Annotated in this window: 20 protein-coding genes and 5 pseudogenes; 7 read left to right on the plus strand and 18 right to left on the minus strand. The window is 60.5% G+C overall.

Translation table 11 applies throughout. From position 1 onward, the window contains the following. Positions 1–4: 4 nt before the first annotated feature. Positions 5–1,511, minus strand: a pseudogene (locus AC0V2S_RS16260) (CoA-acylating methylmalonate-semialdehyde dehydrogenase). Positions 1,512–1,707: 196 nt separating this feature from the next. Here AC0V2S_RS16260 and AC0V2S_RS16265 point away from each other — a divergent pair. Next, the gene (locus AC0V2S_RS16265) at positions 1,708–1,878 is read left to right on the plus strand and encodes a hypothetical protein (protein ID WP_475510635.1); all 171 of its coding nucleotides are present in this window, start codon (positions 1,708–1,710) and stop codon (positions 1,876–1,878) included. A 3-nt stretch (positions 1,879–1,881) separates the two neighbouring features. On the opposite strand, the gene AC0V2S_RS16270 is transcribed toward AC0V2S_RS16265, so the two are convergent. Continuing rightward, positions 1,882–2,769 carry a LysR family transcriptional regulator gene (locus tag AC0V2S_RS16270; RefSeq protein ID WP_475510636.1) on the minus strand — a complete coding sequence of 296 codons (888 nt, stop codon included), beginning with the start codon at positions 2,767–2,769 and terminating at the stop codon, positions 1,882–1,884. 142 nt (positions 2,770–2,911) lie between these two features. Between AC0V2S_RS16270 and AC0V2S_RS16275 the strand changes: the two are divergent. The 4 genes and pseudogenes from AC0V2S_RS16275 to AC0V2S_RS16290 all read left to right on the plus strand — a co-directional run bounded on the left by AC0V2S_RS16275 (position 2,912) and on the right by AC0V2S_RS16290 (position 5,455). Further along, a pseudogene (locus AC0V2S_RS16275) lies at positions 2,912–3,607 on the plus strand (CoA transferase subunit A). Between the two features lie 80 nt (positions 3,608–3,687). Next, positions 3,688–4,221 (plus strand): annotated as a pseudogene (locus tag AC0V2S_RS16280) (CoA-transferase). Between the two features lie 85 nt (positions 4,222–4,306). Then, positions 4,307–5,026, plus strand: a pseudogene (locus tag AC0V2S_RS16285) (thiolase family protein); the annotation flags it as partial. Positions 5,027–5,077: 51 nt separating this feature from the next. Further along, the gene (locus tag AC0V2S_RS16290) at positions 5,078–5,455 is read left to right on the plus strand and encodes a hypothetical protein (protein ID WP_475510657.1); all 378 of its coding nucleotides are present in this window, start codon (positions 5,078–5,080) and stop codon (positions 5,453–5,455) included. A gap of 59 nt (positions 5,456–5,514) precedes the next feature. On the opposite strand, the gene AC0V2S_RS16295 is transcribed toward AC0V2S_RS16290, so the two are convergent. Beyond that, a complete protein-coding gene (locus AC0V2S_RS16295) occupies positions 5,515–6,171 on the minus strand; it encodes an HAD family hydrolase (protein ID WP_475510637.1) in 657 nt (218 codons plus the stop codon). 236 nt (positions 6,172–6,407) lie between these two features. Here AC0V2S_RS16295 and AC0V2S_RS16300 point away from each other — a divergent pair, with 236 nt between their 5' ends. Together AC0V2S_RS16300 and AC0V2S_RS16305 are read left to right on the plus strand one after the other, a co-directional pair. Continuing rightward, positions 6,408–6,947: a hypothetical protein gene (locus AC0V2S_RS16300; protein ID WP_475510638.1), complete on the plus strand. Its 540-nt coding sequence runs from the start codon at positions 6,408–6,410 to the stop codon at positions 6,945–6,947. Continuing rightward, positions 6,944–7,762, plus strand: a complete 819-nt coding sequence (locus tag AC0V2S_RS16305; protein WP_475510639.1) for an O-antigen ligase family protein — start codon at positions 6,944–6,946, stop codon at positions 7,760–7,762. Before AC0V2S_RS16300 ends, AC0V2S_RS16305 begins: the two co-directional genes overlap by 4 nt. 8 nt (positions 7,763–7,770) lie before the next feature. Here AC0V2S_RS16305 and AC0V2S_RS16310 read toward each other — a convergent pair. From AC0V2S_RS16310 to AC0V2S_RS16380, 15 genes and pseudogenes are all read right to left on the minus strand, one after another. Continuing rightward, positions 7,771–8,793: pseudogene (locus AC0V2S_RS16310) on the minus strand (acyltransferase family protein); the annotation flags it as partial. Between the two features lie 207 nt (positions 8,794–9,000). Then, entirely contained in the window at positions 9,001–9,363 is a 363-nt protein-coding gene (locus AC0V2S_RS16315) for a VanZ family protein (RefSeq protein ID WP_475510640.1), read from the minus strand. 9 nt (positions 9,364–9,372) lie between these two features. Then, a complete protein-coding gene (locus tag AC0V2S_RS16320) occupies positions 9,373–10,608 on the minus strand; it encodes an acyltransferase family protein (RefSeq protein WP_475510641.1) in 1,236 nt (411 codons plus the stop codon). After that, the gene (locus tag AC0V2S_RS16325) at positions 10,605–12,647 is read right to left on the minus strand and encodes an acyltransferase family protein (RefSeq protein ID WP_475510642.1); all 2,043 of its coding nucleotides are present in this window, start codon (positions 12,645–12,647) and stop codon (positions 10,605–10,607) included. The genes AC0V2S_RS16320 and AC0V2S_RS16325 overlap by 4 nt, the downstream gene beginning before the upstream one ends. 137 nt (positions 12,648–12,784) lie before the next feature. Continuing rightward, positions 12,785–13,618 carry a UTP--glucose-1-phosphate uridylyltransferase GalU gene (galU, locus tag AC0V2S_RS16330; protein WP_475510643.1) on the minus strand — a complete coding sequence of 278 codons (834 nt, stop codon included), beginning with the start codon at positions 13,616–13,618 and terminating at the stop codon, positions 12,785–12,787. 122 nt (positions 13,619–13,740) lie between these two features. After that, complete coding sequence (gene galE / locus AC0V2S_RS16335) at positions 13,741–14,763, minus strand: UDP-glucose 4-epimerase GalE (protein ID WP_475510644.1); 1,023 nt, start codon at positions 14,761–14,763, stop codon at positions 13,741–13,743. 18 nt (positions 14,764–14,781) lie between these two features. Then, positions 14,782–15,801, minus strand: a complete 1,020-nt coding sequence (locus tag AC0V2S_RS16340; protein WP_475510645.1) for an NAD-dependent epimerase/dehydratase family protein — start codon at positions 15,799–15,801, stop codon at positions 14,782–14,784. 98 nt (positions 15,802–15,899) lie between these two features. Further along, positions 15,900–17,309 carry a mannose-1-phosphate guanylyltransferase/mannose-6-phosphate isomerase gene (locus tag AC0V2S_RS16345; RefSeq protein ID WP_475510646.1) on the minus strand — a complete coding sequence of 470 codons (1,410 nt, stop codon included), beginning with the start codon at positions 17,307–17,309 and terminating at the stop codon, positions 15,900–15,902. A gap of 20 nt (positions 17,310–17,329) precedes the next feature. Next, positions 17,330–18,484 carry a glycosyltransferase gene (locus AC0V2S_RS16350; protein ID WP_475510647.1) on the minus strand — a complete coding sequence of 385 codons (1,155 nt, stop codon included), beginning with the start codon at positions 18,482–18,484 and terminating at the stop codon, positions 17,330–17,332. Next, positions 18,481–19,527 carry a glycosyltransferase family 4 protein gene (locus tag AC0V2S_RS16355; RefSeq protein ID WP_475510648.1) on the minus strand — a complete coding sequence of 349 codons (1,047 nt, stop codon included), beginning with the start codon at positions 19,525–19,527 and terminating at the stop codon, positions 18,481–18,483. The genes AC0V2S_RS16350 and AC0V2S_RS16355 overlap by 4 nt, the downstream gene beginning before the upstream one ends. Positions 19,528–19,573: 46 nt before the next feature. Next, on the minus strand, positions 19,574–20,872 hold the full coding sequence (locus AC0V2S_RS16360) for a polysaccharide pyruvyl transferase family protein (RefSeq protein WP_475510649.1): 1,299 nt from the start codon (positions 20,870–20,872) through the stop codon (positions 19,574–19,576). Positions 20,873–20,988: 116 nt separating this feature from the next. Next, positions 20,989–22,065, minus strand: a complete 1,077-nt coding sequence (locus AC0V2S_RS16365) for a glycosyltransferase family 4 protein (protein ID WP_475510650.1) — start codon at positions 22,063–22,065, stop codon at positions 20,989–20,991. Between the two features lie 277 nt (positions 22,066–22,342). Then, complete coding sequence (locus AC0V2S_RS16370; RefSeq protein ID WP_475510651.1) at positions 22,343–23,260, minus strand: glycosyltransferase family 2 protein; 918 nt, start codon at positions 23,258–23,260, stop codon at positions 22,343–22,345. Positions 23,261–23,271: 11 nt separating this feature from the next. Then, on the minus strand, positions 23,272–23,955 hold the full coding sequence (locus AC0V2S_RS16375) for an MATE family efflux transporter (protein ID WP_475510652.1): 684 nt from the start codon (positions 23,953–23,955) through the stop codon (positions 23,272–23,274). Beyond that, positions 23,952–24,536, minus strand: a complete 585-nt coding sequence (locus AC0V2S_RS16380) for an oligosaccharide flippase family protein (RefSeq protein WP_475510653.1) — start codon at positions 24,534–24,536, stop codon at positions 23,952–23,954. Before AC0V2S_RS16380 ends, AC0V2S_RS16375 begins: the two co-directional genes overlap by 4 nt. Between the last annotated feature and the right edge of the window lie 124 nt (positions 24,537–24,660).

Raw genomic sequence — 24,660 nt, forward strand, 5'->3', positions numbered from 1 at the left:
GGAATTATTTAAGGGTAATCGTGGTGTTCACAGCTCCAACTTCATCTTCATCGAACCAGCGCTGAGTGACCGTTTTGGTCTGCGTATAGAACTGCACCACCTGCTTGCCATACGGCCGAGGTCGCCAAGTTTCGAGGCGCGCGAACCGGAGAACGAAAAGATCGGCACCGGCACAGGAATCGGCACGTTGATGCCGACCTGACCCACATCGATCTCCTCCTGGCCGCCGCCGCGCCGGAGCGGGTGAAGATGGCGGTGCCGTTGCCATTGGGGTTGGCGTTGATCAGGGCGATGGCCTCGTCCAGCGAGGCGGCATTGAGCACGCACAGCACCGGGCCGAAGATTTCTTCGCGGTAGATACGCATGCTTGGGGAAACGTCGCTGAAAATGGTCGGCGCAATAAAGTTGCCGCGTTCAAAGCCGGCAACGGTGGGGTTACGCCCATCGAGGGCCAGGGTGGCGCCTTCTTCCACGCCGGCGGCGATCAGGCCCTGAATACGGTCCAGCGCCGCGCACGACACCACGGGACCGAGGTCCGCGCCGGCTTCGGTGCCGGCATTGAGCTGCAGGGTTTTGCTGCGCTCGATCAACTCGGGTAGCCAGGTTTGCGCTTCGCCCACCAGAATTACCGTCGACAGCGCCATGCAGCGCTGGCCGGCCGCGCCAAACGCGGCGCCCACCAGGTTGTTGAGTGTTTGCTGGCGGTTGGCGTCGGGCATCACGATGGCGTGGTTTTTCGCGCCCATCATGCATTGCGCGCGTTTGCCATTGGCGGTGGCGCGGTTGTACACGTGGGTGCCGACCTGGGTGGAGCCGACAAACGACACGGCCTTGATCGCCGGGTGATCGCACAGGCGGTTCACCACATCGGCTCCGCCGTGCACCACATTCAACACGCCCGCCGGCACCCCGGCCTGCATGGCCAGTTCGGCCAGGCGCATGGTCACCATGGGGTCTTGTTCGGAGGGCTTGAGCACAAAGGTGTTGCCCGTGGCGATGGCCATGGGAAACATCCACAGCGGAATCATCGCCGGGAAGTTGAACGGGGTAATGCCGGCGCATACGCCCAGCGGTTGCAGCAGGGTGTAGGTGTCGACGCCGCCGGCCACATTGTTGGCCAACTCGCCCAGTTGCAGATTGCCGATACCGGCGGCGTGCTCCACCACTTCCAGCCCGCGAAACACATCGCCTTCGGCATCGGCCAGGGTTTTGCCTTGCTCGGCCGTGAGCAGTGCGGCCAGCTCCTGCATATGTTCGCGAATCAATTGTTGGTATTTGAGAAACACTCGGGCGCGGGCGCCGATGGGCGTCTTGCGCCAGGTTTTGAACGCCTCGGCCGCGGCGTCTATGGCTGCATCCACTTCCGCCGGGGTGGCGAAGGGCACGCGGGCCAGCACCTGTTGGGTGGCGGGGTTGATGATGTCGCGCCACTGGCTGGTGGTGGAGTCGATCAGCTTGCCGCCGATCAGCAGTTTTACGGTGGGAATAGCGTTGGGTTCGGTCGTTTGCATTGTTGTTATGACTCCGGCATGAGCGGGGTTGAGCAAATCGAGACGTGGCTGAGCTTAGCAGTGTGGATTTTCTGGATACAGAGGCAGGTAACCAACGTTCCTAGGAAGAGCCCTACATGGATTGACCGTCAATTCTACAGAGGGGGTTTCTGCACTTTGCCATGCTCGCGCCACTGTTTCCCGCGAGTACTTCCTCATGCAACGTCCCTCTGAAATCGACTCTCCTTCTCCTGCACTGCGTGCCCTGAAATGCCTGGGCTTCGCGCTGGTTACCCTTATTGCCCTGGCCGCTGTCCAGCCAGAATTTCCCGCCCGCCTGTACGACCTGATCCTGCTTGCGGAGTTGTCTCTGCTGTCCTGCTGCTGACCTTCAGCTTCCCGGTTTGGCCGCCAGCAGCACGTCATACAAGGCTTGCGCGGCCACCGACAATTCATGATCGGCCTTACGCAAAATCCCAATCGCCCGCTCGATAACCGGCTCACGCAACGTGAGACACCGCGCGCCCAGCTCATGCATTTGCGCCACACATAACGCCGGCACCGCGCTAACCCCCAACCCACTGGCCACCATACGGCCGACCGTGGCCAGTTGATGGCTTTCAAACACCACCGGTAATTTCTGCCCGCGCTGGCGCAGGTGGTCTTCCAGCATAAAACGCAGGGTCGACGGTCGTTGCAGGGTGACGAAGGGGTAGTGCAGCAGGGTGTCCCAGTCCACTTCTTTCAGCTCTGCCAGGGGCGAGTCAGCGGCCACCACGGCCACAAAGCGGTCCAGATACAGCGGCGCGAAGTGCAGGGTGGCATCGGCCTCGGGGGCAAAGGCGATGCCCAGTTCCACCTGACGGTCGCGCACCATCTCGATCACCTCTTCGTTGATCACGTCATTGACCGTGACATTCACCCGCGGATGCCGCGCACGAAACTGCACCAACAGCGAGGGCAGCAGGTTGCAGGCGAAGGAGGGCATGGCCGCCAATGTCACGCGGCCTTGCTGCAAGGTGAAGCGTTGGCGCAGCTGGTCCTCGGCGTTTTCCCAGTCTGCCAGCAGCCGCCGGGCCAGCGGCAGTAGCGCTTCGCCTTCGGGCGTGAGGCTCACGTTGCGTGTGGTGCGGCTGAACAAACGCCCACCCAAACCTTCTTCAAGGCCTTTAATGGTTAGGCTTAAGGCCGATTGCGAGAGGTACAGGCGCTCGCCGGCCTGGGCAAAACTCAGGCTCTGAGCCACGGCCAGGAACGCGCGCAGTTGCTTGATGGTCATAAATACCTGTAAGAAAACGCGAAGTAATTGTGCTGTTTTATCAATCAATCCATTTTAAAAATCACTTAACAATAAATCCCCGCGCACAACACTCACTGCACTGGGCCTCAGGGCCCCCACCAAAACAAGAGAGGCGCCGCAAATGGCTGGTTTCGATAAACGTGTGGGTTCGTACGAGGAGGCCCTTGCTGGCCTCGAAGACGGGATGACGGTGCTGGCGGGCGGCTTTGGCCTGTGCGGCATTCCGGAAAACCTGATGCCGAGATCAAGCGCAAAGGCGTACGCGATCTGACCGTGGTGTCCAACAACTGCGGCGTCGACGGTTTCGGCCTGGGCGTGCTGCTGGAAGACCGGCAGATCCGCAAGATGATCGCCTCCTACGTCGGCGAAAACGCCCTGTTCGAGAAACAGCTGCTCAGCGGCGAGCTGGAAGTGGAACTCACCCCGCAAGGCACCCTGGCCGAGAAAATGCGCGCTGGCGGCGCCGGCATTCCCGCGTTCTTCACCGCGACCGGCGTCGGCACGCCGGTGGCAGAAGCAAGGAAGTGCGTGAATTCAACGGTCGCGAATACCTGATGGAGCCCTCCATCACCGGCGACTTCGCCATCGTCAAAGGCTGGAAGGCCGACTGGTACGGCAACGTGATCTACCGCCACACCGCGCAGAACTTCAACCCGCTGGCCGCTACCGCCGGCAAGATCACCGTGGTGGAAGTGGAAGAAATCGTCGCCCGGGCGAGCTCGATCCGACGCAGATCCACACCCCCGGCATCTACGTTGATCGCCTGATCCTCGGCACGTTTGAAAAGCGCATCGAACAACGCACCGTGCGTACCTGATCGCCTTCCTTCCCCCTTTTTGTAGAGAACAAGACTATGGCGCTTACCCGCGAACAAATGGCCCAGCGTGTCGCCCCGAATTGCAGGACGGCTTCTACGTCAACCTCGGCATCGGCATTCCGACCCTGGTCGCCAACTACGTGCCAGACGGCATGGAAGTGATGCTGCAATCTGAAACGGCCTGCTCGGCATGGGTGCATTTCCCCGCGCCGAAGAGATTGATGCCGATATGATCAACGCCGGCAAACAGACCGTTACCGCGCGTACGGCGCGTCGATTTTCTCCTCTGCTGATCCTTCGCCATGATCCGTGGCGGCCATATCGACCTCACCGTACTTGGTGCTTTTGAGGTGGACGTACACGGCAATATCGCGTCGTGGATGGTGCCGGGCAAGCTGGTCAAAGGCATGGGCGGTGCGATGGACCTGGTGGCCGGTGCGGAAAACATCATCGTCACCATGACCCACGCTTCCAAAGACGGCGAATCGAAACTGCTCGGCAACTGCACCCTGCCGCTGACCGGCGCCGGCTGCATCAAGCGCGTGCTCACCGACCTCGCTTACTGGAAATTACCGATGGCGCCTTTGTGCTCAAAGAGCGTGCGCCGGGCGTGACGGTCGAGGAAATCGTGGCCAAGACCGCCGGCAAATTGGTTGTGCCTGACAACGTGCCGGAAATGCAGTTTTGAGGAGTGATGTTATGCAAGACGTCGTAATTGTTGCCGCCACCCGTACCGCCGTCGGCAGTTTCCAGGGCGCGCTGGCTGGTATTCAGGCCGTGGATTTGGGCGCCGCGGTTATCCGCGCGCTGCTGGAACAAACCGGCCTGGATGGCGCGCAAGTGGATGAGGTAATCCTGGGCCAAGTGCTCACCGCTGGCGCTGGCCAGAACCCTGCACGCCAAGCCGCCATCAAGGCTGGCCTGCCGTTGCCGTACCGCACTGACCTTGAATAAAGTCTGCGGCTCCGGCCTCAAGCCCTGCACCTCGGCGCACAGGCGATTCGCTGCGGCGATGCCGACGTGATCATCGCCGGCGGCCAGGAAAACATGAGCCTCTCTCCGTATGTGATGCCGGGCGCCCGCACCGGCCTGCGTATGGGCCACGCGCAGGTGATCGACAGCATGATCACCGATGGTTTTGGGATGCGTTCAACGACTACCACATGGGCATCACCGCCGAAAACCTTGTGGATAAAACGAGATCAGCCGCGAAGCGCAAGACGCGTTTGCCGCCGGTTCACAGCAGAAAGCCGTGGCCGCGATAGAAGGCGGGCGCTTCAAAGACGAGATCACCCCGATCCTGATCCCGCAGCGCAAGGTGATCCGATTTCGTTTGCCACCGACGAGCAACCGCGCGCTGGCACCACCGCTGAAGCATTGGCCAAACTGAAACCCGCCTTCAAGAAAGACGGCACCGTCACCGCCGGCAACGCGTCCAGCCTCAACGACGGCGCTGCTGCCGTAATCCTGATGAGCGCCGAAAGGCCAAGTCTTTGGGCCTGCCAGTTCTGGCGAAATCGCCGCCTACGCCAACGCCGGTGTAGACCCAGCCATCATGGGCATCGGCCCGGTCTCGGCCACCAAACGTTGCCTGGAAAAGGCGGGCTGGACCCTCGACCAACTCGACCTGATCGAAGCCAACGAAGCCTTCGCCGCGCAAGCGTTGTCGGGGGTAAGGAACTCGGTTGGGATGCCAGCAAAGTGAACGTCAACGGCGGCGCCATCGCCATCGGCCACCCGATCGGTGCATCAGGGTGCCGCGTGCTGGTGACCTTGCTGCACGAGATGATCAAACGTGATGCCAAGAAAGGCTTGGCCACGCTTTGCATTGGGGGAGGGCAGGGCTAGCGCTGGCGTTAGAGCGCGCGTGATCGTAACGGCGGATATCCGTGATGCGGATATTCGCCCTACGCCGAACCTGCGGCCAACCGCTTTACCAATGTTTCCAATGCCGCAAAATCGCGCACTACATGAAAATTCGCCAACCCGGCGAATTCGCTGAAATCCGTCTCCCCATACCCCGCCACCTGCGCCCCGGCGCTGATTCCGGCTTGTACGCCCGGCACGCTGTCATCCACCAATAAACACTGCGTGACCGGCAAGCCCAGCACATCGGCTGCGTGTTCGATCAAGCGCGTGACGGCTTCCACGCGTTCACTTCGTACGCGCTGACAATCCGCGCCCCAAACACCTCCAAACAAACCCACCGCCTCCAGGCTGGTTTCGATCTTCGCTCGCGGGCCGTTGGAGGCCACGCAAATGGGCAGCGGCGTATCGCGCACAAAGGCTACCGCGCCGGGCATTTCCCCTACCTGGTCGCGCAACAGCGGCAAGCTGCGGCGGCGAAATTCATGGGCCAGGTGGGTGCCGTTGAGCGCCGGGTGCAGGGCGCATAGCTCGCTGATGAACTGGGCAAACGGAATTCCGCGAAAGCGCCGCAGCACCTCGTCCACCGGCATGCTGGTGCGTTGTTCGGCAAGCAGTTGGTGCAGTAACTCGGCAGCCAGGCGCTCGCTATCCACCAGCGTGCCGTCGCAGTCGAAAATCAGGCCGGCAATCTTCACAGGACCGGTTCCTCACAAAAATGGGCAAGCAGGTGTGACCGCAGCGCGCCGCCAGGGTTGCGCATTGTCATACGCAACGGTGAGGATAAATGGACGGGGCTTGCAGGCGTTGCCAGGTAAAAGCAGGCGAGCTTGGGCTTCGCGGGTACTTATGGAGGTGATAGCATTTGGCCCTATTTCCGGCTGTTTCTCGGCCTTCCTCGAGTCCTCTCTCCATTTCTGCAAGGACGCCCGGCATGGCCGCTCCCTCGAAACGTCTTGAACGTGCCCTCATCATGGGCGCGCTGTTATTGCTGCTCTGGCTGCCGCTGCCCATCGGCAGCAACCGCGATTGGTCGATGGGCCTGCTGGTGTTCCTGTGCTGCGGCCTAGGCGCCGGTTGGGCAGTAAATGCCTGGCGCCGAAACCGCGACCTCGGCCCCACCCTCAGGGCCGGCCTGCCGATGCTCGGCCTGTTGCTGTTGACCCAGCTGTGGGTGCTGCTGCAATGGCTCACCGGCCTTACGGTCGACACCGCCGCCACCTTCCAATACCTGATGCTCGGTGTGGCCTACAGCCTGCTGTTTTTGCTGGTGGTGGACCTGTTTCGCACGCGGAAACGCCTGAGCCTGCTGCTGGCGGTACTGGTGGTCAGCGGCACGTTTCAGGCGTTTTTTGGTGCGGCGATGACGTTGTCGGGCGCGGAAGATTTACTCGTGGGCAGCAAGACCAGCTACCTGGGCGATGCCACCGGCACTTTTATCAATCGCAACATTTGGCGGGGTATCTGGAATTGACCCTGGCGGCCGGGGTTGGCCTGCTGCTGGCGCTGCGCGATGAGCGCCCGTTTCGCTGGATCAATGTGCTGGAGATGCTGCTGGGCCCCAAAGGGCGCCTGCGCCTGGCGCTGGTGCTGATGACCATTGCGCTGGTGATGAGCCATTCGCGCATGGGCAATTCAGCGTTTTTCACCAGCCTGTTGCTGGTGGGAGGGGTGTTTATTCTGGTGAACAAGCAGCATCGGCTGCGCAATAGCCTGATCCTCGCCAGCCTGATTCTTATCGACCTGTTGATCGTCAGTCAGTACTTCGGCCTGGGCAAATTGGCCGAGCGCATTGCCAATACCCAACTGCAAGCCGTAGTGGTCGCTGGCCAGACCGTCCAGGCCGCCAATGAACTGCGTGGCACGGTGTATGAGCAGGCCATTCCATTGGCCAAGGAGCAATTGCTGACCGGCCATGGCGCCGGCACCTTTGAAGTGTTGTTCGGCAAAGTTGCCGGCCCCGAAATCGGCATCCTGCACTTCGACCATGCCCACAACGACTACCTGCAGTTTCTGATTGAATACGGCCTGCTCGGCAGCCTGCCATTGCTGCTGTTTGTGCTGTTCGGTTTCTACCATGCGCAACGCGCCATGTGGCAAAACGAGTCCACTTACCGGGCCGGTGTCGGCTTTGGCACCAGCGTGGGTATCGTGGCGCTGCTGATTCATTCCGCCGCCGACTTCAACCTGCAGATCCCCGCCAATGCCGCCACGTATGTGGTCATCTGCGCCATCGGCGTGTTGGCCAACAACCATTACCGCGAGCGCCGCGCGCGCAATCGCGAGTAAGGGCGTGGTTAGCCAAGCGCGGTCTGCCCGGCGAGGGCGGGTTCGCGCTTGAGCCACTTCTTGCCGGCCGCGATGCCGGGCAATTCGATGTAGCGGTAAGTCAGGGTCGATACCGCCAGTACGGCCACCAGTTGCACCACGATCAGCACGTTGTTCAGCACCGCGCTGCCGGTGTCGAAGTAGCGCTTGATCGCACCCGAGTCGGTCTCTGGCAAGTCGAACAGCAATGGCTGACCGGTCTGGCTGCTGACCACTTTGAGGGCCAGCAGGAACAGCACCAGCAGGGTCGCGTGGGTCATGTAGATGGAATACGACAAGCTGCCCAGCCACACGAAGAACCGCTGGCGCAGCAAGGTCGAGAGCGTGCCCGCGCCAAAGGCAAACACCAGCACGGCGGTGCAGAACAGCAAGCTCATCAGCACTTTTGGCGGTGTGTTCACCCGCGCCAGAATCACCACGATGGTGCCCAACACAAGCGCTTCGAGCAGGCTGCCTAACCACGGGCTAAGGGTTTTGGTTTGCACCGCCCGATACAGCCGATAGGTGAGCGCACCGCTGAAGAAACAGCCCAGCCCTTGCAGCGCATGCGCGGTGATCCAGGCCACATCGAGCGCGATGGCCGCCCAGGCGAGAAACGCGATACAGGCGAAAACAACCTGCGCCTGTTGCCGCAACAGCAGCGCGATGACCGCAAACAGCATGTACATGTAGTACTCGATGCTGATGCTCCACGCCGGGTAGTTGAACGAAAACGGATCGAACCCCGGCCACCACGATTGCAGCAAAAACAGGTTGGGCAGAATTTCGCTGACCGCGCGTGGGCCCTGGAAACTCGGGCTGCCGAATGTTATGCCGCGGTGCTCGCCCCAGAGCTTCACGCACTCGATGACCAGCGCGAACGCCAGCAACACCAGGTGCAAGGGGTACAAGCGAAAGGTACGGCTCAGAATGAACTGCCGCACCTGCGCCCAGGCAGTCAGTCGGCTGCCATAGCTGTGGCACAACACGAAGCCGCTGAGCACGAAGAAGAAGTTGACGAAGTAGTCGGCGTTTCGAAAAACCGCAGTTCAGTAAAGGTGTGCAGGGCATGGGCATGGAAAATTGCCACAGCCACGGCAAGCAGCCCTCGAAAGCTGTCGAGGGTTGGAAAACGCGTCATTACAACATCCTTGTTAGTGGCGATTTGCTAGTGTGTCAGGCGCTGTACCCTTCCGGCAACAACCCGCTTTGCAATGGGCTTATCCGCCGGTATTGGCTTGGCGCTGCAGCTGCAGGCGCTTGGCTTGCAGGGCCAATGCCAACCCGATCAGCACGCCGACCACGTTGGCCACCATGTCGCCCAGCGAAGGCGTGCGCAGTGGCAGCAGGCCCTGGGTCAGTTCGATCATCAGGGCGAACAGCAGGCAATACAGCACGGTCCAGAAGGCATGGGTGTCCGGGAAGGCTAACCGCGCACTGCACACCAGTACGGCGAATGCGGCCAGATGGTGAATAAGGTCTTGGTATTCGAACGCTTGCGGCACCGGTTCGCTGCGTAGCCCCGTGTAGAGAATCACCACGAGGGTAAGGAAGAACACCAGCATGCTGATTAAACGACCCATAAAAAATTCCTAGCTTGGTTGCTCGCTGTTGACCTTGGCGGCCACGGGGAGCGTGTTGTCTTTTTTGGCTTCGGTGGCGGCGGCAGAGCGCAGTAGTGCGTTGCGCAGAAAACGTTGCGCCGGGGTTTCGAAGTAGTGGTAGCTGAGCAGGCACAGGGGAATCAGCACGGCAAAAAACGCCAGCATCGAGAGCTCGCCGTAGAAGAACTGCGGGCTGACGCCGTTCTGCGTCAGCACCGTGAAAAACACCAGTTGCAGCGGAAAGTGCAGCAGGTACGAGGAGTAGGTGAGGTTGCCGACCATGGCCAGCCGCCTACCCAGATACCCGCGACGGGTTTCCAGCAGCGCCAGGCTGAAGATGCTCAGCGGGAACAGTACGGCCACCACGATGGCACGGGTGCCGCCGTGTACGGCTTTGTCGGCTAAGCCTGCCAAACGTTCCGGCAGTACGCTTTGCAACAGCGCCTGCACGTGCGGCCAGAACCACGGGCTGCGCACCTCCAGCACCGTAAACAGCCACAGCGCCGTTACGAGGCCAACGGCCCAGGGCAGCACACGTGGCAGCCAGCCGCGCTCGCACACGTGGCGGTAGAAACGGAAGGTCAGGCCACCCAGGAAGAACGAAAAAATGCCGCGACCCACAATCGGCTCCGCCACCATCACCACCACGCCCAGGGCAAGCATCGCCACATGGGCCCACAGGCGCTGGCGGAACAACAGGCAGACGACAAAGAACACGATGTACATCAGCACTTCAACCGACACCGACCAGATCGGCCCGTTGAACGATGGGCCTTTCTCAAAGCCCCAGCTTGAGGCCATAAACAGGTTGAGCACGGCGTGGTAAAGGTCGTTGAACGGCACCACGAAGTAGTTGCCGGTGCGCGCCATCACCCAGTGCTGGGCCAGCAGCACGAAGACAAACGTTGCGATATGCAGGGGGTACAGCCGCGAAAAACGCAGCACGAAAAATTCCCAGCCGCCGATATCCCGCTCGGCGATCTCGCGGGCATACAGCCAGAAAAAGATAAAACCCGACAGCGAGAAGAAGAAGTCCACCGCCAGCCAACCGGTTTGGTAGAACAGAAAAAACACCGAATAGAACGGCTGCTGTTCCATTTCGTAGGGCACGAAGGTGCTGCCGGCAAAGAAGAAATGCTGCCAATGCCAGAACACCACGGCCAGTGCGGCCAGCCCACGGATAAAGTCGAGCGAATAGAAACGCCGTGGAAGCGGGTAGGTCATGGTTGTGTCTCTACAGAAGGGGCATCAGGGGTCACGCCTTGCGTGGCTGAAAACATGCTTTGGAACAGCGGTCGCAAACGGTCACCGCCGGCTTGGCTCAGGTGATCGTCATCGAAATACAGCGGGTGGCCGTCGGCGTCGCCGTAACAACTGCCGTCGTGGCACAGGTAGGGCAGGGGGTCGAGAGTCTTCACCCCGCAGCGCGCGGCGGCCAGGTCCTGGGTTTCCCAGACAAAGGCGTTGCGCTCGTGGTACTCCGCGAGGCTGATCGACACCCGCACCTGCTTACCCTGCATCAGGGCGCGGCCCATGGTTTTGGGCACGTCCTGTTTTAGCTCCGGAATCGGCCGCAGCATATACACCGGCCGCTGCTTGGCGAACGCGCAAGCGGTGTCGATGATGCCCTCACGCATGGCCTGCAAGTACTCCGGGCTGCGTGAGGCAAAGGGTTGGTTCAGGTACAGTTCGGGCACTGGAATTTCACGGGTGCGGTCGGGCTCGTTGGGACCCAGCAGGTAGTACGACGTGCGGTTGATGATCAGCATGGGCTGTGTGCCCAGCGCGGGGGCCGGGTGGCGGATTTTTTCCGCGATAAAGGTGCCGCACGTGTAGGTGAGCTGGCCCACCGCCTTGACGTTGGCGATGCTCGGGCAGTTGCTGATGGTCCAGTCCAGCACGTGTTCATCGGTGCTCGGCAAGGCGCGTTCCACTGCGCGGATCAGCGCCCCGGCGTGGCTGTCGCCCAGCACGATAACGCCCAGTTTGGCACCGCCGTAGGTGCACTCTGGCACGCTGCTGAATTCGTTCTGCATGCACTCGCCCTGACGCGGGTTCTTGTTGTCGGCTTCGGCAAATACCGCATCCACGGCGGCCGGCAAACGTCCGGGAATACCGTGCTGCAACAGGATGACGCCCGCCGGCACCATCACCAACAACGTCACCGCCACTATCACCAACGCGCCCAGGCGTTGGCGCATCAGGTTCAGGTTGACCCGCGCCGGCTGCTCCACAAAACGGTACGACAAGGCGCCCAGCACAAGTGTCAGCACCAACCCGGCGGCAATGGCGGTTACCGAGTCCTGGCGTTGCAGGAAAACTAGGCCCACCACCAGCGGCCAATGCCAGAGGTATAACGAATAGGACGTGTCGCCCAGCCATTGCGCCAGGCGGGTGCCGGTCCACCAGGAGTCCTGCCGTGCGGCGGCCAGCACCAGCATGGTCGCAAACACCGGCAAGATGGCGCGCCAGCCGGGCCACTGGCTGTCGCTGTCGAACAGAACGATGGTGGCGATCAACAAGGCAAAGCCGGCGAGTTCCAGCGCGCGTTGCACGGCAGGGGAGAGCACCAGCCGCAGACTCAGCAGATACACCAGACCACCGGCGAGCATTTCCCACGCACGGGTTGGCAGCAGGTAGAACGAGGCGGTGGTCTTGATGGGGGTGCCGACGACGCACAGTGCCAGCGACAGCAGCAGAATCACCAGCAAGGCCACCGCTTGCGCACAGCGGCTTTGGCGGAATTTCCAGACCAGCGCCATAAATACCGGCAGCAGCAGATAGAACTGCCATTCCACCGACAACGACCAGGTGTGCAGCAACAGTTTGTCGTGGGAGGCCGAGTCGAAATAGCCGTCTTCACGCCAGAACATCACGTTGGACAAAAAGCCCAAGGCGCTGATGGCGTGCTTGCCCAGTTGCTGGTACTCGGTGGCCGGCAACACAAACCAGCCCACCACCATCAGCACCAGGCACAGCACCAGCAGGGCGGGCAGGATGCGCCGGGCGCGCGACAGGTAGAAGGCGATAATCGAGAAGCGCCGAGCCCCGTGCACGCCGCCTTGGGCGGCTGCGGTACCGGCCTCCAGACCGCGCAGAATGATCCCGGTCATCAGAAACCCGGAGATCACGAAAAACACATCTACACCGACAAAACCGCCGGAAAACCCGGCAACACCAAAATGAAAAAGAACTACCGCTACAACGGCCCATGCGCGCAGGCCATTTATGTCCTTGCGGAACTTATTATTGGAATTCTTCATGTATTGCCTGTTCGGGATCGGCTACTACCAGAGAGGGATTCCCTGTAAACCTTGCGTCCGAGAGACAGTGCCATCAGGTTCGGCGTCACGAGCGCCGTTTGTACCGCTACGCCGTTGAACGGCGTAGCGGGGTGACCTTATTTGCCTTTCAGATACAGCTCTTCAAAGCAGAAATTGGTCGCTTCCACATAGCCTTCAGCACTGCCGCAATCGAAACGTTTGCCTTTGAATTTGTACGCCAGCACACAGCCTGCCTTGGCTTGTTTGAGCAGCGCGTCGGTGATCTGGATTTCGCCGTTCTTGCCGGGCTCGGTGTCGGCGATCAGGCCGAAGATATCCGGGGTCAGAATGTAGCGACCGATAATGGCCAGGTTCGACGGCGCATCTTCGGGTTGCGGTTTTTCCACCATGCTGTGCACGCGATAAAGGTCATCGCGGATCAGCTCGCCGGCAATCACGCCGTACTTGCTGGTCTCATCGGCTGGTACTTCCTGAATCGCCACGATGGAGCAGCGGAACTGGTTGTACAGCTTGATCATCTGCGTCAGCACGCCATCGCCTTCGAGGTTGATGCACAGGTCGTCTGCCAGTACCACGGCGAAGGCCTCGTCACCAATCAGCGGTTGGCCGCAGAGAATCGCGTGGCCCAGGCCGTTCATGGCCACCTGACGGGTGTAGGAGAAGGTGCAGCCGTCGATCAACTCGCGGGTGCCGGCCAGGAAGTGTTCTTTGGCGGTGCCACGAATCTGGTGCTCCAGCTCGTAGCTGATATCGAAGTGGTCTTCCAGCGCGCGTTTGCCACGGCCGGTGACGATGGCCATGTGTTGCAGACCGGCATCACGGGCCTCTTCAACGCCGTACTGAATCAGCGGCTTGTTGACGATAGGCAGCATCTCTTTCGGCATGGCCTTGGTGGCAGGCAGAAAGCGGGTGCCGTAACCGGCAGCAGGGAATAGGCATTTGCGGATCATAAGAAGCTCCTTGCGAAAATGGCGTGTTCCAAGCGGGTCTTTTGTGGGAGAGGCTTCAGCCTCGATGCTGTTGATCGTTTAAAAGCATCGAGGCTGAAGCCTCTCCCACATCGACCGTGTGACTATTGCGCATACCCCTGCGGATTGGCCGATTGCCAACGCCAGGTGTCGCTCATCATTTCTTCCAGGCCGCGGGTGGCTTTCCAGCCGAGCTCAGTTGCCGCCTTGGCCGGGTCGGCCCAGCACTCGGCAATATCACCTGGGCGGCGTGGCACCAGTTGGTAGGGCACGGGCTGACCGCTGGCTTTCTCGAAGGCCTGCACCATCTGCAGCACGCTGTAACCCTGGCCGGTGCCGAGATTCCAGATCTTCACGCCACCGGTACCGGCAATCGTCTGCAAGGCTTTCAGATGGCCGTCAGCCAAGTCTTCGACGTGGATGTAATCGCGCACCCCGGTGCCGTCGACGGTGGGGTAGTCGTTGCCAAATACCGACAGCTGCTTGAGCTTGCCGATGGCCACCTGGCTGATATACGGCAGCAGGTTGTTGGGAATGCCATTGGGGTCTTCACCAATCAGCCCGCTGCGGTGCGCGCCCACCGGGTTGAAGTAACGCAGCAGGGCAATGCTCCACTTCGGTTCGGAGCGCGCCAGGTCCTGCAGCAGCTCTTCGACCATCAGCTTCGAGCGCCCGTACGGGTTGGTCGGGATGCCGGTGGGGAAGGCTTCGCTGATCGGCATCTGGGTCGGCTCGCCATACACCGTGGCCGACGAGCTGAACACCAACCGGTACACGCCGGCATGGGCCATGGCCTGGCACAGCGTGACGCTGCCGGCCACGTTGTTTTCGTAATACGCCAACGGTTTGGCCACGCTTTCGCCAACGGCTTTCAAGCCCGCGAAATGCAGCACGGCACTGATGTTTTTCGAGGCGAACAACTCATCGAGCAATACCCGGTCACGGATATCGCCCTGGATAAATTCAGCCTGCTTGCCGCAGATTTGTGCCACCCGTTGCAACGACTCCGGGGAGCTGTTGCACAGGTTGTCGAGTACCACCACGTCATAGCCTGCTTCCAGCAGCGCCAGGGTGGTGTGGGAGCCGATATAACCGGCGCCACCGGTGACCAGAATAGTTTCGCTCATGGGGCATCCCGCCTTTGCTTAGCGCCACTCATCCGGGCAGCTGGTTTTCCAGTCAGCGAAGGCCGTGGCCAGGCTGTATTGGTAGGGGTAGCCGTTTTCTACAAGAAAATGCGGCAACACATTGTTCGAACGCACCAGCTTGCGAATGCGCACCGGGCTGAACGGGTGTTTGATCCCCAGCGGCCGGGCAATGGCATCGATGCTGTAGGCCACACCCAGCAGCAGCGGGTAGGGCACGGCCGGCACTTTGCGTTCGATAGCAGCCACCGAGCACACGGTGTCCACGTATTCGGAAATCGACGGGCCGGGGTTCATGGTCATGTTGAACAAGGAGAAGTGGCCGCCTTGTTCTTTCTGCCGCGCCAATACCCAGAGCATGGCTACGCAGAGTTCTTTCACATAGGTGCCAGCTTTACGCGTGGTGCGGTTGCCCATGTAGAAGAAGTAACGCTTGATCACCGCTTTCACCAGGCGCGAAACGTTGCCGCCTTCGCCCGGCCCGAACACCACGCCAGGGCGCACGATTACCAGGTGACGGTTAGCCTTGTCGGCGGCGAGCCAGGTCTGGTGAATCTTTTCTGCTGCCAGTTTCGAGCCGCCGTATGCGGTGGCCGGTACCGGCAGGGTGCGTTCGTCTTTCTGCTCTTCGCTCGGCCCGTAGGGCGAGATGGAGCTGGTGAAAATCACATCGTTGCAACCCACTTGCTCGGCCCAGGCCGTCACGTGCTCGGCGCCCAGCAGGTTGGTTTCGTAGTATTCGTAATCTTCGTGGCCGGGCTCTCTGTGCACGGCGGCGAAGTTGGCGATCAGGGCCACGGTTTCTTCCGGCTTCCAGCTGATGGGCTGGCGCACGTCACCGTTGATCTCGACGATTTCGGCGCTTTCATGCACCAGGCGAGCACGGTAGGGGAAAGGTTTCTGGGTGACCTGCTCTCTGTCGAACAGGTAGACCTTGTCGTAACCACCTTGGGCGAGGAGTTGTTTGGCGAAGAACACGCCAATAAAACCCGAGCCACCAAAAATCACGGCGCAGTTCATCTGTTCCATCCTTCAATTCATAGGTGCTGTAAGGCGACTGCCTTCGAGGCCGAACGCCGGTGCGGGGCACCGGCGTGGCTACGGACAACCTGAGGGGATCAGGCGCGGCCGTATTTGTCTTCGAACCGCACGATGTCGTCTTCGCCCAGATACGGACCGGATTGCACTTCGATCAGTTCAAGGGGAATTACACCGGGGTTCTCCAGGGCGTGAACCTGGCCGATCGGGATGTAGGTGGACTGGTTTTCGGTGACCAAAAAGGTGGTGTCGCCGTTGGTAACCTTGGCCGTGCCGCTCACCACAATCCAGTGCTCGGCGCGGTGGTGGTGCATCTGCACCGACAGCTTGGCGCCCGGCTTCACGGTGATGCGTTTCACCTGATAGCGGTGGCCGTCGTCGATGGAGTCATACACACCCCAGGGGCGGTACACCTCACGGTGGTTGATGTGTTCCTTGCGGCCGCTCTCTTTCAGCTGCTCGACGATTTTCTTCACGTCTTGCACGTTGTTTTTGTGCGCCACCATGATCGCGTCCTTGGTTTCGACGATCACCAGGTCTTCAACGCCCACCAGGGTCACCAGACGGCTGCTGGCATGCACATAGGTGTTGGTGCTGGCGTGGTGCAGCACGTCGCCCTTGAGCACGTTGCCGTGTTCGTCCTTGTCGCTGACGTCCCACAGCGCCGACCAGGAGCCGATATCGCTCCAACCGGCATCCAGCGGCACCACCACGGCGTCGGCGGTTTTTTCCATCACGGCGTAGTCGATGGAGTCGTCCGGGCACAGGGCGAATTCAGTGGCATCCACACGGGTGAAGTGCAGATCGAGCTGGCCGCCGGCCAACGACTTCTTGCAGGCGTCGAGAATCGCCGGGGCGAAGCGCTCGAGCTCTTGCAGGTAGCGGCTGGCGCGGAACAGGAACATGCCGCTGTTCCACAGGAAGTCGCCGCTCTTGAGGTAGTCGGTGGCGGTGGCCAGGTCCGGCTTCTCGACGAACTGGCTAACGGCGAAACCGCCTGCGCCGTTCGGCGTGCCTTTCTCGATATAGCCGTAACCGGTTTCCGGGTGATCCGGCACGATGCCGAAGGTCACCAGTTTGCCGGCTTCAGCCAGTGGCATGGCCGTGCGCACGGCAGTGTGGAAGGCGTCGACGTCTTTGATCAGGTGGTCGGCAGCCAGCACCAGCAGCAGCGGGTCTTGCCCGTCGGCCACGGCTTGCAGCGCGGCGAGTGCGATGGCCGGGGCGGTGTTACGGCCGACCGGTTCCAGCAGGATGTTGGATTTCTCCATGTCCAGCTGGCGCAGCTGTTCAGCGGCGAGGAAGCGGTGTTGTTCATTGCAGATAAGACGCGGCAGGGCGATATCCAGGCCCTTCAAACGGGCAATGGTGGCCTGCAACATCGACAGCTGGGCATCGGCCAACTGCAGGAATTGTTTTGGGTTGAGTTGCCGCGACAGTGGCCACAGACGTGAGCCAGAACCGCCAGCCATGATGATAGGTAAAAGCATGATAGACCTCCTTGTTGCCGTCATTCAGTAAGGGCTGGACGTGCAGTGGCGTGGGGGGTGCGTTGTACGGCCGGGCCGGAACCCAGCAACGCGTCATCGACAAACGCTTGAATGCGCTGCTTGAAGATACTCTTGTCGAAGGTGGCTGCGTGCGCATGCAAGGTCGCCGGGTCGAAGGTGACCGCGCCGCTTTCCACTTGCTGCACCGCTTGAATCAGGGACTCCACCGTCTGCTCCGGGAACAGGATGCCGGTCTTGCCGTTGATCACTGTTTCCAGGGCGCCGCCTTTACCGTAGGCGATAACCGGAGCGCCTGCTGCCATGGCTTCCACCGGCACAATGCCGAAGTCTTCCATGCCCGGGAAAATCAGGCCGCGGCAACGTTGCAGCAGGTCCTTGATTTCCGGGAAGGGCTGGCGGCCCATCAGTTTCACGTTGGGTTTGGCGATGGCCTTGAGCTTCTCGAAAATCTCCCCTTCACCGACTACCACCAGCGGCAAGCCGAGCTGGTTGAAGGCTTCCACGGCGAGGTCAGCGCGCTTGTACGCCACCAGTTGGCCGAGGCACAGGTAGAAGTCGCCGCGCTCTTCATTCGGGCTGAACTCGGTGGTGTTTACCGGCGGGTAAATCACTTCGGCATCGCGGCGGTAGAACTTGCGAATGCGCTGGGCCACGAAGTTGGAGTTGGCAATGAACTGGTCAACACGGTCGGCCGACAAGCGATCCCATACCCGCAACCAGTGCGACACGAACGGGAACAGGGTGCGGATCAGGCGGCCGGCGCCGGAGAGGTACTCGTGGTACATGTCCCAGACGTAACGCATCGGCGAGTGGCAGTAGCAGATATGCACCGCGTCCGGGCGGGTGACCACGCCTTTGGCCGGGCCCGATTCGCTGGAAAGAATCAGGTCGTAGGCCGACAGGTCCAGTTGCTCGAGGGCCATCGGCATAAACGGCAGGTACTTCTGATAGTGCTTTTTCGCCCCGGGCAGGCGCGAGATAAACGTGGTGTTGATGGTGCCGGTAAACGTACTGGGCAACGCTTTGCGCACTACGTCTTCGTTGCACACGTGGATATACAGGTCGGCGTACGGGAACAGTTCGACCAAGGCCGAACACACCGCTTCGCCGCCACGATTGCTGAGCCACCAGTAATGGATGATTGCGACTTTCATTGAAACTCCCTTATCACCTGTAGAAGGCGTGAGGCCGATGCTGCCCAGCTGTAGCGCTGGATATTGGCGCGCCCTTTTTCACGCAGGGATTGCGCCAGCTCCGGGCTGGAAATAAGCGTCTGTATTTGTTTGGCAATGTCCTGCACGTCATAGGGCGAGCAGTACAGCGCCGAATCACCACAGACTTCCGGCAGGCTTGCGGCATTGGCCGCAATTACCGGGCAACCACAGGCTTGCGCCTCCAATACGGGTAGCCCGAAGCCTTCGTAGAACGATGGATAGATAAAGGCCGACGCCCCACTGTACAACCGCACCAGCTCTTCATCACTGACGCGGCCAAGCAGCTTGATACGGCTATCGGTTTCGATCTTTTTCACCAACCCGGGGTCGGCGAAATTCTTGTTCAGGGAGCCGACGATGTAGAGCTTATGGCTGCTTTGTTGCAGCGCGCTGAACGCATCGACCAGGCCGTGGAAATTCTTCTGCGTGTTCAGTGAAGACACCGCCAGCAAGTACGGCTCGGCCACGTCATGGGGCTCTGGTTTGAACTCGCCGGATACCGCGTTAGGCACAACCACCACACCTTCCGGCGCCACCTTGTACACCGCGCAGATTTCCTGCTTGGAAAACTCACTGACCGTCAGCACCTTTTTCGAGGTTTTGATGGTGCGCGGGGTGGCCAGTTGGTAGGCCAGGCGGAACTTCCAGGAGAAGTTTTCCGGGAAGCGCTCGAAGGCGATGTCATGCAGCGTCGACAGTTTGTTGCTGTAGAGCAGGGGCGCGGTGTTGGCCAGGTTGACCAACAGCGGCGAGCCTTTACTGCGCAAGAATTTGGGCAGATCAAGCTGTTCCCAGGCATGCCCGGTACGCGAGCCGATCAGCTCAACGCCCAGGGCCTCGGCGGCTTCATGTTGAACAATATTGCGCGGGGCAACGAACCGGATCTCCGGCATCTGCTCACGCAGTTGCAGGCTGACCTCCAGGGAGTAACGTTGCACACCGGTCATGGCTTGCGTGAGGAATCGCGCATTTACATAGGGCACGTGTTGCTTCCTGTCCGAGACTGAATGAAAAGTTGGCAACTAAGGCTCATGCGAACTTCGCAAAGTTCAGGGAAGAAAGGCGTTTGATCTCGGTTTTGTTGTCGGTCAGTTGCTGCTTGGTGGCGCTGAGGTTGTCGATAAAGCGCAGCAGCTTGGCCTTGAACGCAGCTGGGTCATTCATGATTTCGTGGGCGTTGGAAAGGTTGCTGGTGTCCATCTGGAAGTGCTTCATCAGGCCGCTCATCTTGCCCTTGTACTCGATGCCGAACACCGGGGTACCGGCGCCGCACGAGGCGATCATCAGGTGCATGCGACCACTGACGATGCCGTCCAGGTAACCGGCCACACCTTTGAGTTCGGCGGCGCTCAGGCGCGTTTCTGGGCGGAAGGTGAAGGCGGCGGTATCGCCGGCCAGGGTTTTTTCCAGTGGGTCGAGGCAGTGGTAGTCGGCCGAATCGCCACGGAAGTCGTGGTCGATCAGCAGCACGCTGATGCCCTGGGTCTGAATCAGGTCCTTGGCCACGCTGGAGAACTTCTCCACCACGCGGTGAATGTCCTGGCGCTCCTGCAGGTCGAGCAGCAGCGGGTGCATGTTCAGGCCGATCACCTTGCGGCCCTGGGCATGTTGGCTGTCGATCCAGGTGCGTGCCTGTTGCACCGGGTCGGTGTCGTTTTGCGGTTCCAGCAGAAACGCCAGGTCAGCCACCAGTTTGGCGTTAGCCGTGGTCAGTTTCTGGAAGCGGCTGAACGACAGCGGGTCGCGCAGGTTGAACACCACGTCGTGGCTGAATTCGTCGAGCAGGAACTTGAGCTTGCCGTACGGCTTTTCGCTGACGCTGAAACCGGTGACCACGCAGTCCACACCCCGGCGTGCGAGCATGCCGGTGAGCATGATCAGCTTGCCGGAAAAGGCCTGGCTGTAACTGCCGTCGAGCACGTCGGCGCCGACCGTGACGCTGGCGCAGATGTTACGACCCTCAAGCATGGCCAACGACTGCTTCAAGCTCAGCTTTTCATCGAGAATCCGCAGTGGCTCGGTGCCCAGCGCGCGGGCGCATTTGTCGGCTTCGTCTTCGGCGGTGGCGACGATGAACTGCACCGTCGGCCACTTGCGTTTGAAGTAGGTGGTGACCACCGACAGCATGGCTTCATCGCCCTTGGAGGCGGTGAGCAGGGCAGGGTCTGGCGGAATGATCAATACCACCGGGGCCGCCTCGGAGCGTGGCCACGGCTTGGCATCCTTGTCGTTATGCCATTCCTTCAAGAGGGCTCGATATTGAGCGTCCAGGTACATCGTCCTGATTCCCAGATTGCGCCAAACGTATTTCAGAGCGGACTTGACCATGGTGTCTTCCAGAAAAATAAATAAATTCAACTGCCGACGCAGAACCGGGTGACACCGCTAAAAGCGAGCGTCGGGTGCAGAGAAGAAAGTCGACGAATTCAAACAGCGGGCTCGGGTTACGCCGGTAACAACATGTCCACCATGCGTTGCGCCGACTTGGACCAGGTGAAGATTTCACCGTAGGCCCGCTGTCGATCTTCCACTGGCACCACAGGCATCTGTTTCAGCGCGGTTTCGATCCCGCCCAGATCCGGCACCACCACGTGCCCTTGGCCATCGGCCGCTTCCTTGAGCTCCGGGATGTCCGACACGATCACGGGCGTACCCACGGCGCGTGCCTCGAGAACCGGCATGCCAAACCCTTCATACAACGACGGCATCACCAGCACATCGGCCAGGGCGAACACGGCCGGCATCAGCTCATCGGGTACGTACCCGGGTAGGACAATGCCGAGTGCCGCGTTGTCGCTAATTTTTTGTGCGAGCTCTTTGTTCTGCCAGCCCTTGGCGCCGACCAGCACCAGTTGGTGGTCATGCAGCAGGCCGGCTTCCTTGAGCTTGACGAAGGCACTGACCAGGATGCCGATGTTCTTGCGCGGCTCCAGGGTCGACACGGCCAGCAGGTAGGGCGGGCGAATGCCCCGTGGCGCGAGCGCCTGTTCGGCTATTTCGCGATCACCTACATCCATCGGGTGGAAGTCCGGGCGCACGCCTGGGTGAATGACCCTATCGGCCGCGCGGCCTACCCAGTGCAGCAAACGATCGGAGGTGCCCTGGGAGTTGGTGAAGACGGCATCGGCGCTGCGCACATCGCGATCGAACCAGAGCATGTGCGAAAGGCGGGTGGACCACTCCATGGTTTTCGGCACCAGGCGGTGGTTCAGGTCGTGCACCGTGACCACGGTGCGCCGGGCGACGTTCTTGCCCGGGTGAATGGTGCGGCCGGCCCAGAACACATCGAGATTGTCGCCGCGGGCCAGGGCGGCGCCGCGGGTTTTCAGCCACGCGAACGACGGTATTTTTCGCGCCAGCGGTTTAGGTTCCTGGCGCACTATCCAGCGCTCAGATGGCAGCGCAACGTTTTCCGGGGCCAGGCGGGTATACACAAAAAAAGTTGCTGAGGGCAGCAGACGGTCGAGCTCTTTGCACAAGTTAAAAACGTACTGGCCGACACCGGAAAGGGGTTTACGCAAGGCGTCTCCATCAATCCCGATTTTGCTCGCAGGTTGTGGCAGGCAGGTCACTGCTGCGGTCGCCATGTAAATCTCCTTTTGTAAGTGCTGAACATGCAAATCGGGCCGCAAGATCCGCGGCGCAATACTGCTTACAAGTTTCGAGGTGAGCCCGTGGTACTGGGCTCGCGTGATGGCAATAGGTGAATAGCTTCCGGCGACACGCCGGGCCGAAGAACATCGGTCGGCATGTCGCGAAGAGGATCTTTGTTGTTATACGCGCGGGCGTGTTACAGCTTTAAATGTCCAATACGTGCAAGGGATTGAGCTTGCCGGTTATCAGATCGCGAACGGCTTGAAAGTTCCCCTTCAGACGTCCCGGAAAGTCTTTGATGCGAATCATCAGCAAGGTTTTTGCCATATTTGCGATGAAGTTCTTGGACATGAGTTTGGCTGCAGTGCGCCAGGTCATGGAGCCTTTGCGGGCGAGGAAAATCGGGTTGGCGATCTGCGAGTAACCAAAGCGCACACCACTGGTACGCCCCGAGCTCACGCCCAGGTGCACGCCTCGGCAGGTTGGCATCAACACCACTTCGCCGTACTGGCGGGCGCGGCTGGAGTAATCGAAGTCTTCCTGCCAGCCATACATCGGCAGGTTTTCATCGAACCGCAGCGCCGTGGCCACGGTGCCGCGGTAGGCCATGTTGCAACCGTACAAGCCGGTGAGCGGTTTCACCTTGTGGGCGAACGACCAGTGGCTTTCAGCCGGCTTTTCCCCGCTGATGTAGCGCGCGGCATCGTCTTCCGAGACGCCGAATTCGCTGTTCACCCCATCGGCCAGCACGTTACCGGTGATGCCCACGATATGGGGCGCTTCCTGCAGGGCCAGGCCTGCACTTTCCAGCCAGTTGGGCGCGGGGCGGAAGTCGTCGTCGTAGAAGGTGACGAACCAGTCCTTGGCCTCCAGACCGGCCACTTTCTCGGTCAGGGCATCGAGGCCCACGTTGCGTTGGATGGTCAGGCCCGCGCGGGACAGCAGAATATTGGCCCGGCCTTCAGTCACCGATGGGTGCGCCTCCAGGCCTTCGACATCTTTTACTTCACTGCCCACTATCACCACGTGCGCCGGTATATCCGTTTGACGGTCAAGGTACTCCAGCAAGGTATAGGTTTCTTTGCTGCGGCCTTTTGTGGCGATTACGACGAATGCCTTCATTGGAAAATCCATCATTTTTTAACGTTGAAGATACGAGCCAGAATGCCCATTTTCCAGCAGTAGTAAGTCAGGCTTACACACACGATCAACTCACCCCCAATACGGGCAAAAGCCATGCCCATACCACCGTATTGCATACCCAGAGGGATGGCGCAGATAAGGCTCAGCGCCGCGCCGACCAACACAACTTTTGCCAGAACACTTTCCTTGTGCTGGGGAATCAGCACGTAAAAACTCACCACCAGATTGAAGGCGCTGATCGGGAACAGAAACGCCATGCATTGCAAAATGCCTACGCTCTTTTCGAAGCCCGGGCCGAAGATCAGCGGCACCACCCAGGGTGCCAGCGCCAGGCTGCATGCCAAACCTGCAACCCCCATGCCCACAATCAGCAACATGCCTTTGCGGATGACCACGAAGGCCTGGTTTTCATCTTCCAGAAACAGCTTGGAAATCTTCGGTACGAACACCTGGCCGGCCGGCCCCATCAGGGCCAGGCCCACACCCACCAGGCGCTCTGCCGCCCCGAAGGAACCGACTTCGGCCGTGGTGGAGAGAATGCTCAGTATGTAGGTGGACGAGGCCACCAGCAGGGTAGAGGTACCGGTGTACAGGAACATGGTGCTGGCCGAGCGCACCAGCGCGCTGCCGTCTTTGATGCTGAACCGTGCGCCGCGAATTTCCTTGCGGATCATCCAGTAGCCGGCACGGAGGCCACCAGGCCCGAGCCCAGCAGTGCCAGCAGCACCAGCGCGCTGTCGTTCTGGTCACGGACCATGCTGAACACCAGCACCAAGCTGACGGCAAACCCCAGCACTTCGAGTTTTACCGCACTGCGTGGGCGATGGGTGCCGGCGAAATACCAGCCCAGGTTGAACGCCGAAACGATCCCCAGCGCCACGCCGGCAACGGCCGTCAGTGGGTGGGCGTGCAGCACCGGCGACAGCATGATCGCCCCGGCACCGCCCACCACGCCCAGCACGGCCAGCAAGGTGCGTGCGCTGATATGACGACCCACCAGGCCGGCGTAACGCTCCGGTCCCAGGGGTGCAATTTCACGGATGCCCGAGGTGGTAAAACCCCATTCGACAAACCGCCAGGTGATGGTCATCAGCGACATGGTCGCCAACACCACGCCATAACCTTCCACCCCCAACACCCGCCCGTAGAAGGGAATCAGCAACAGCAGGTAGACGTAACGCAGGGTGTAGGCCATGTAAACAAAGAGCAGATCTGCGCGAGACTTCTTGTCGCTCGCCTGATTCGAATTCACCATCTGTGTAACTCACCGCCTGGCTGAATCGAATGGGGTTGCCCGTGAAATGGGCTTGGGGTCGAGCGATCCTGCTGGGTTTTGCGCGTGCTCAGTACTACCGCCAGGGTGGTGGCATACAGAAACG

Source organism: Pseudomonas sp. CC11G (assembly GCF_056174845.1).

Bases quoted from the DNA above. Each gene is read 5' to 3' on its own strand.
- AC0V2S_RS16265 (WP_475510635.1), top strand. From the start codon at position 1,708: ATGCAACGTCCCTCTGAAATCGACTCTCCTTCTCCTGCACTGCGTGCC.
- AC0V2S_RS16270 (WP_475510636.1), bottom strand. From the start codon at position 2,769: ATGACCATCAAGCAACTGCGCGCGTTCCTGGCCGTGGCTCAGAGCCTG.
- AC0V2S_RS16290 (WP_475510657.1), top strand. From the start codon at position 5,078: ATGAGCGCCGAAAGGCCAAGTCTTTGGGCCTGCCAGTTCTGGCGAAAT.
- AC0V2S_RS16300 (WP_475510638.1), top strand. From the start codon at position 6,408: ATGGCCGCTCCCTCGAAACGTCTTGAACGTGCCCTCATCATGGGCGCG.
- AC0V2S_RS16315 (WP_475510640.1), bottom strand. From the start codon at position 9,363: ATGGGTCGTTTAATCAGCATGCTGGTGTTCTTCCTTACCCTCGTGGTG.
- AC0V2S_RS16320 (WP_475510641.1), bottom strand. From the start codon at position 10,608: ATGACCTACCCGCTTCCACGGCGTTTCTATTCGCTCGACTTTATCCGT.
- AC0V2S_RS16325 (WP_475510642.1), bottom strand. From the start codon at position 12,647: ATGAAGAATTCCAATAATAAGTTCCGCAAGGACATAAATGGCCTGCGC.
- galU (WP_475510643.1), bottom strand. From the start codon at position 13,618: ATGATCCGCAAATGCCTATTCCCTGCTGCCGGTTACGGCACCCGCTTT.
- galE (WP_475510644.1), bottom strand. From the start codon at position 14,763: ATGAGCGAAACTATTCTGGTCACCGGTGGCGCCGGTTATATCGGCTCC.
- AC0V2S_RS16340 (WP_475510645.1), bottom strand. From the start codon at position 15,801: ATGAACTGCGCCGTGATTTTTGGTGGCTCGGGTTTTATTGGCGTGTTC.
- AC0V2S_RS16345 (WP_475510646.1), bottom strand. From the start codon at position 17,309: ATGCTTTTACCTATCATCATGGCTGGCGGTTCTGGCTCACGTCTGTGG.
- AC0V2S_RS16350 (WP_475510647.1), bottom strand. From the start codon at position 18,484: ATGAAAGTCGCAATCATCCATTACTGGTGGCTCAGCAATCGTGGCGGC.
- AC0V2S_RS16360 (WP_475510649.1), bottom strand. From the start codon at position 20,872: ATGGTCAAGTCCGCTCTGAAATACGTTTGGCGCAATCTGGGAATCAGG.
- AC0V2S_RS16370 (WP_475510651.1), bottom strand. From the start codon at position 23,260: ATGAAGGCATTCGTCGTAATCGCCACAAAAGGCCGCAGCAAAGAAACC.
- AC0V2S_RS16375 (WP_475510652.1), bottom strand. From the start codon at position 23,955: ATGATCCGCAAGGAAATTCGCGGCGCACGGTTCAGCATCAAAGACGGC.
- AC0V2S_RS16380 (WP_475510653.1), bottom strand. From the start codon at position 24,536: ATGGTGAATTCGAATCAGGCGAGCGACAAGAAGTCTCGCGCAGATCTG.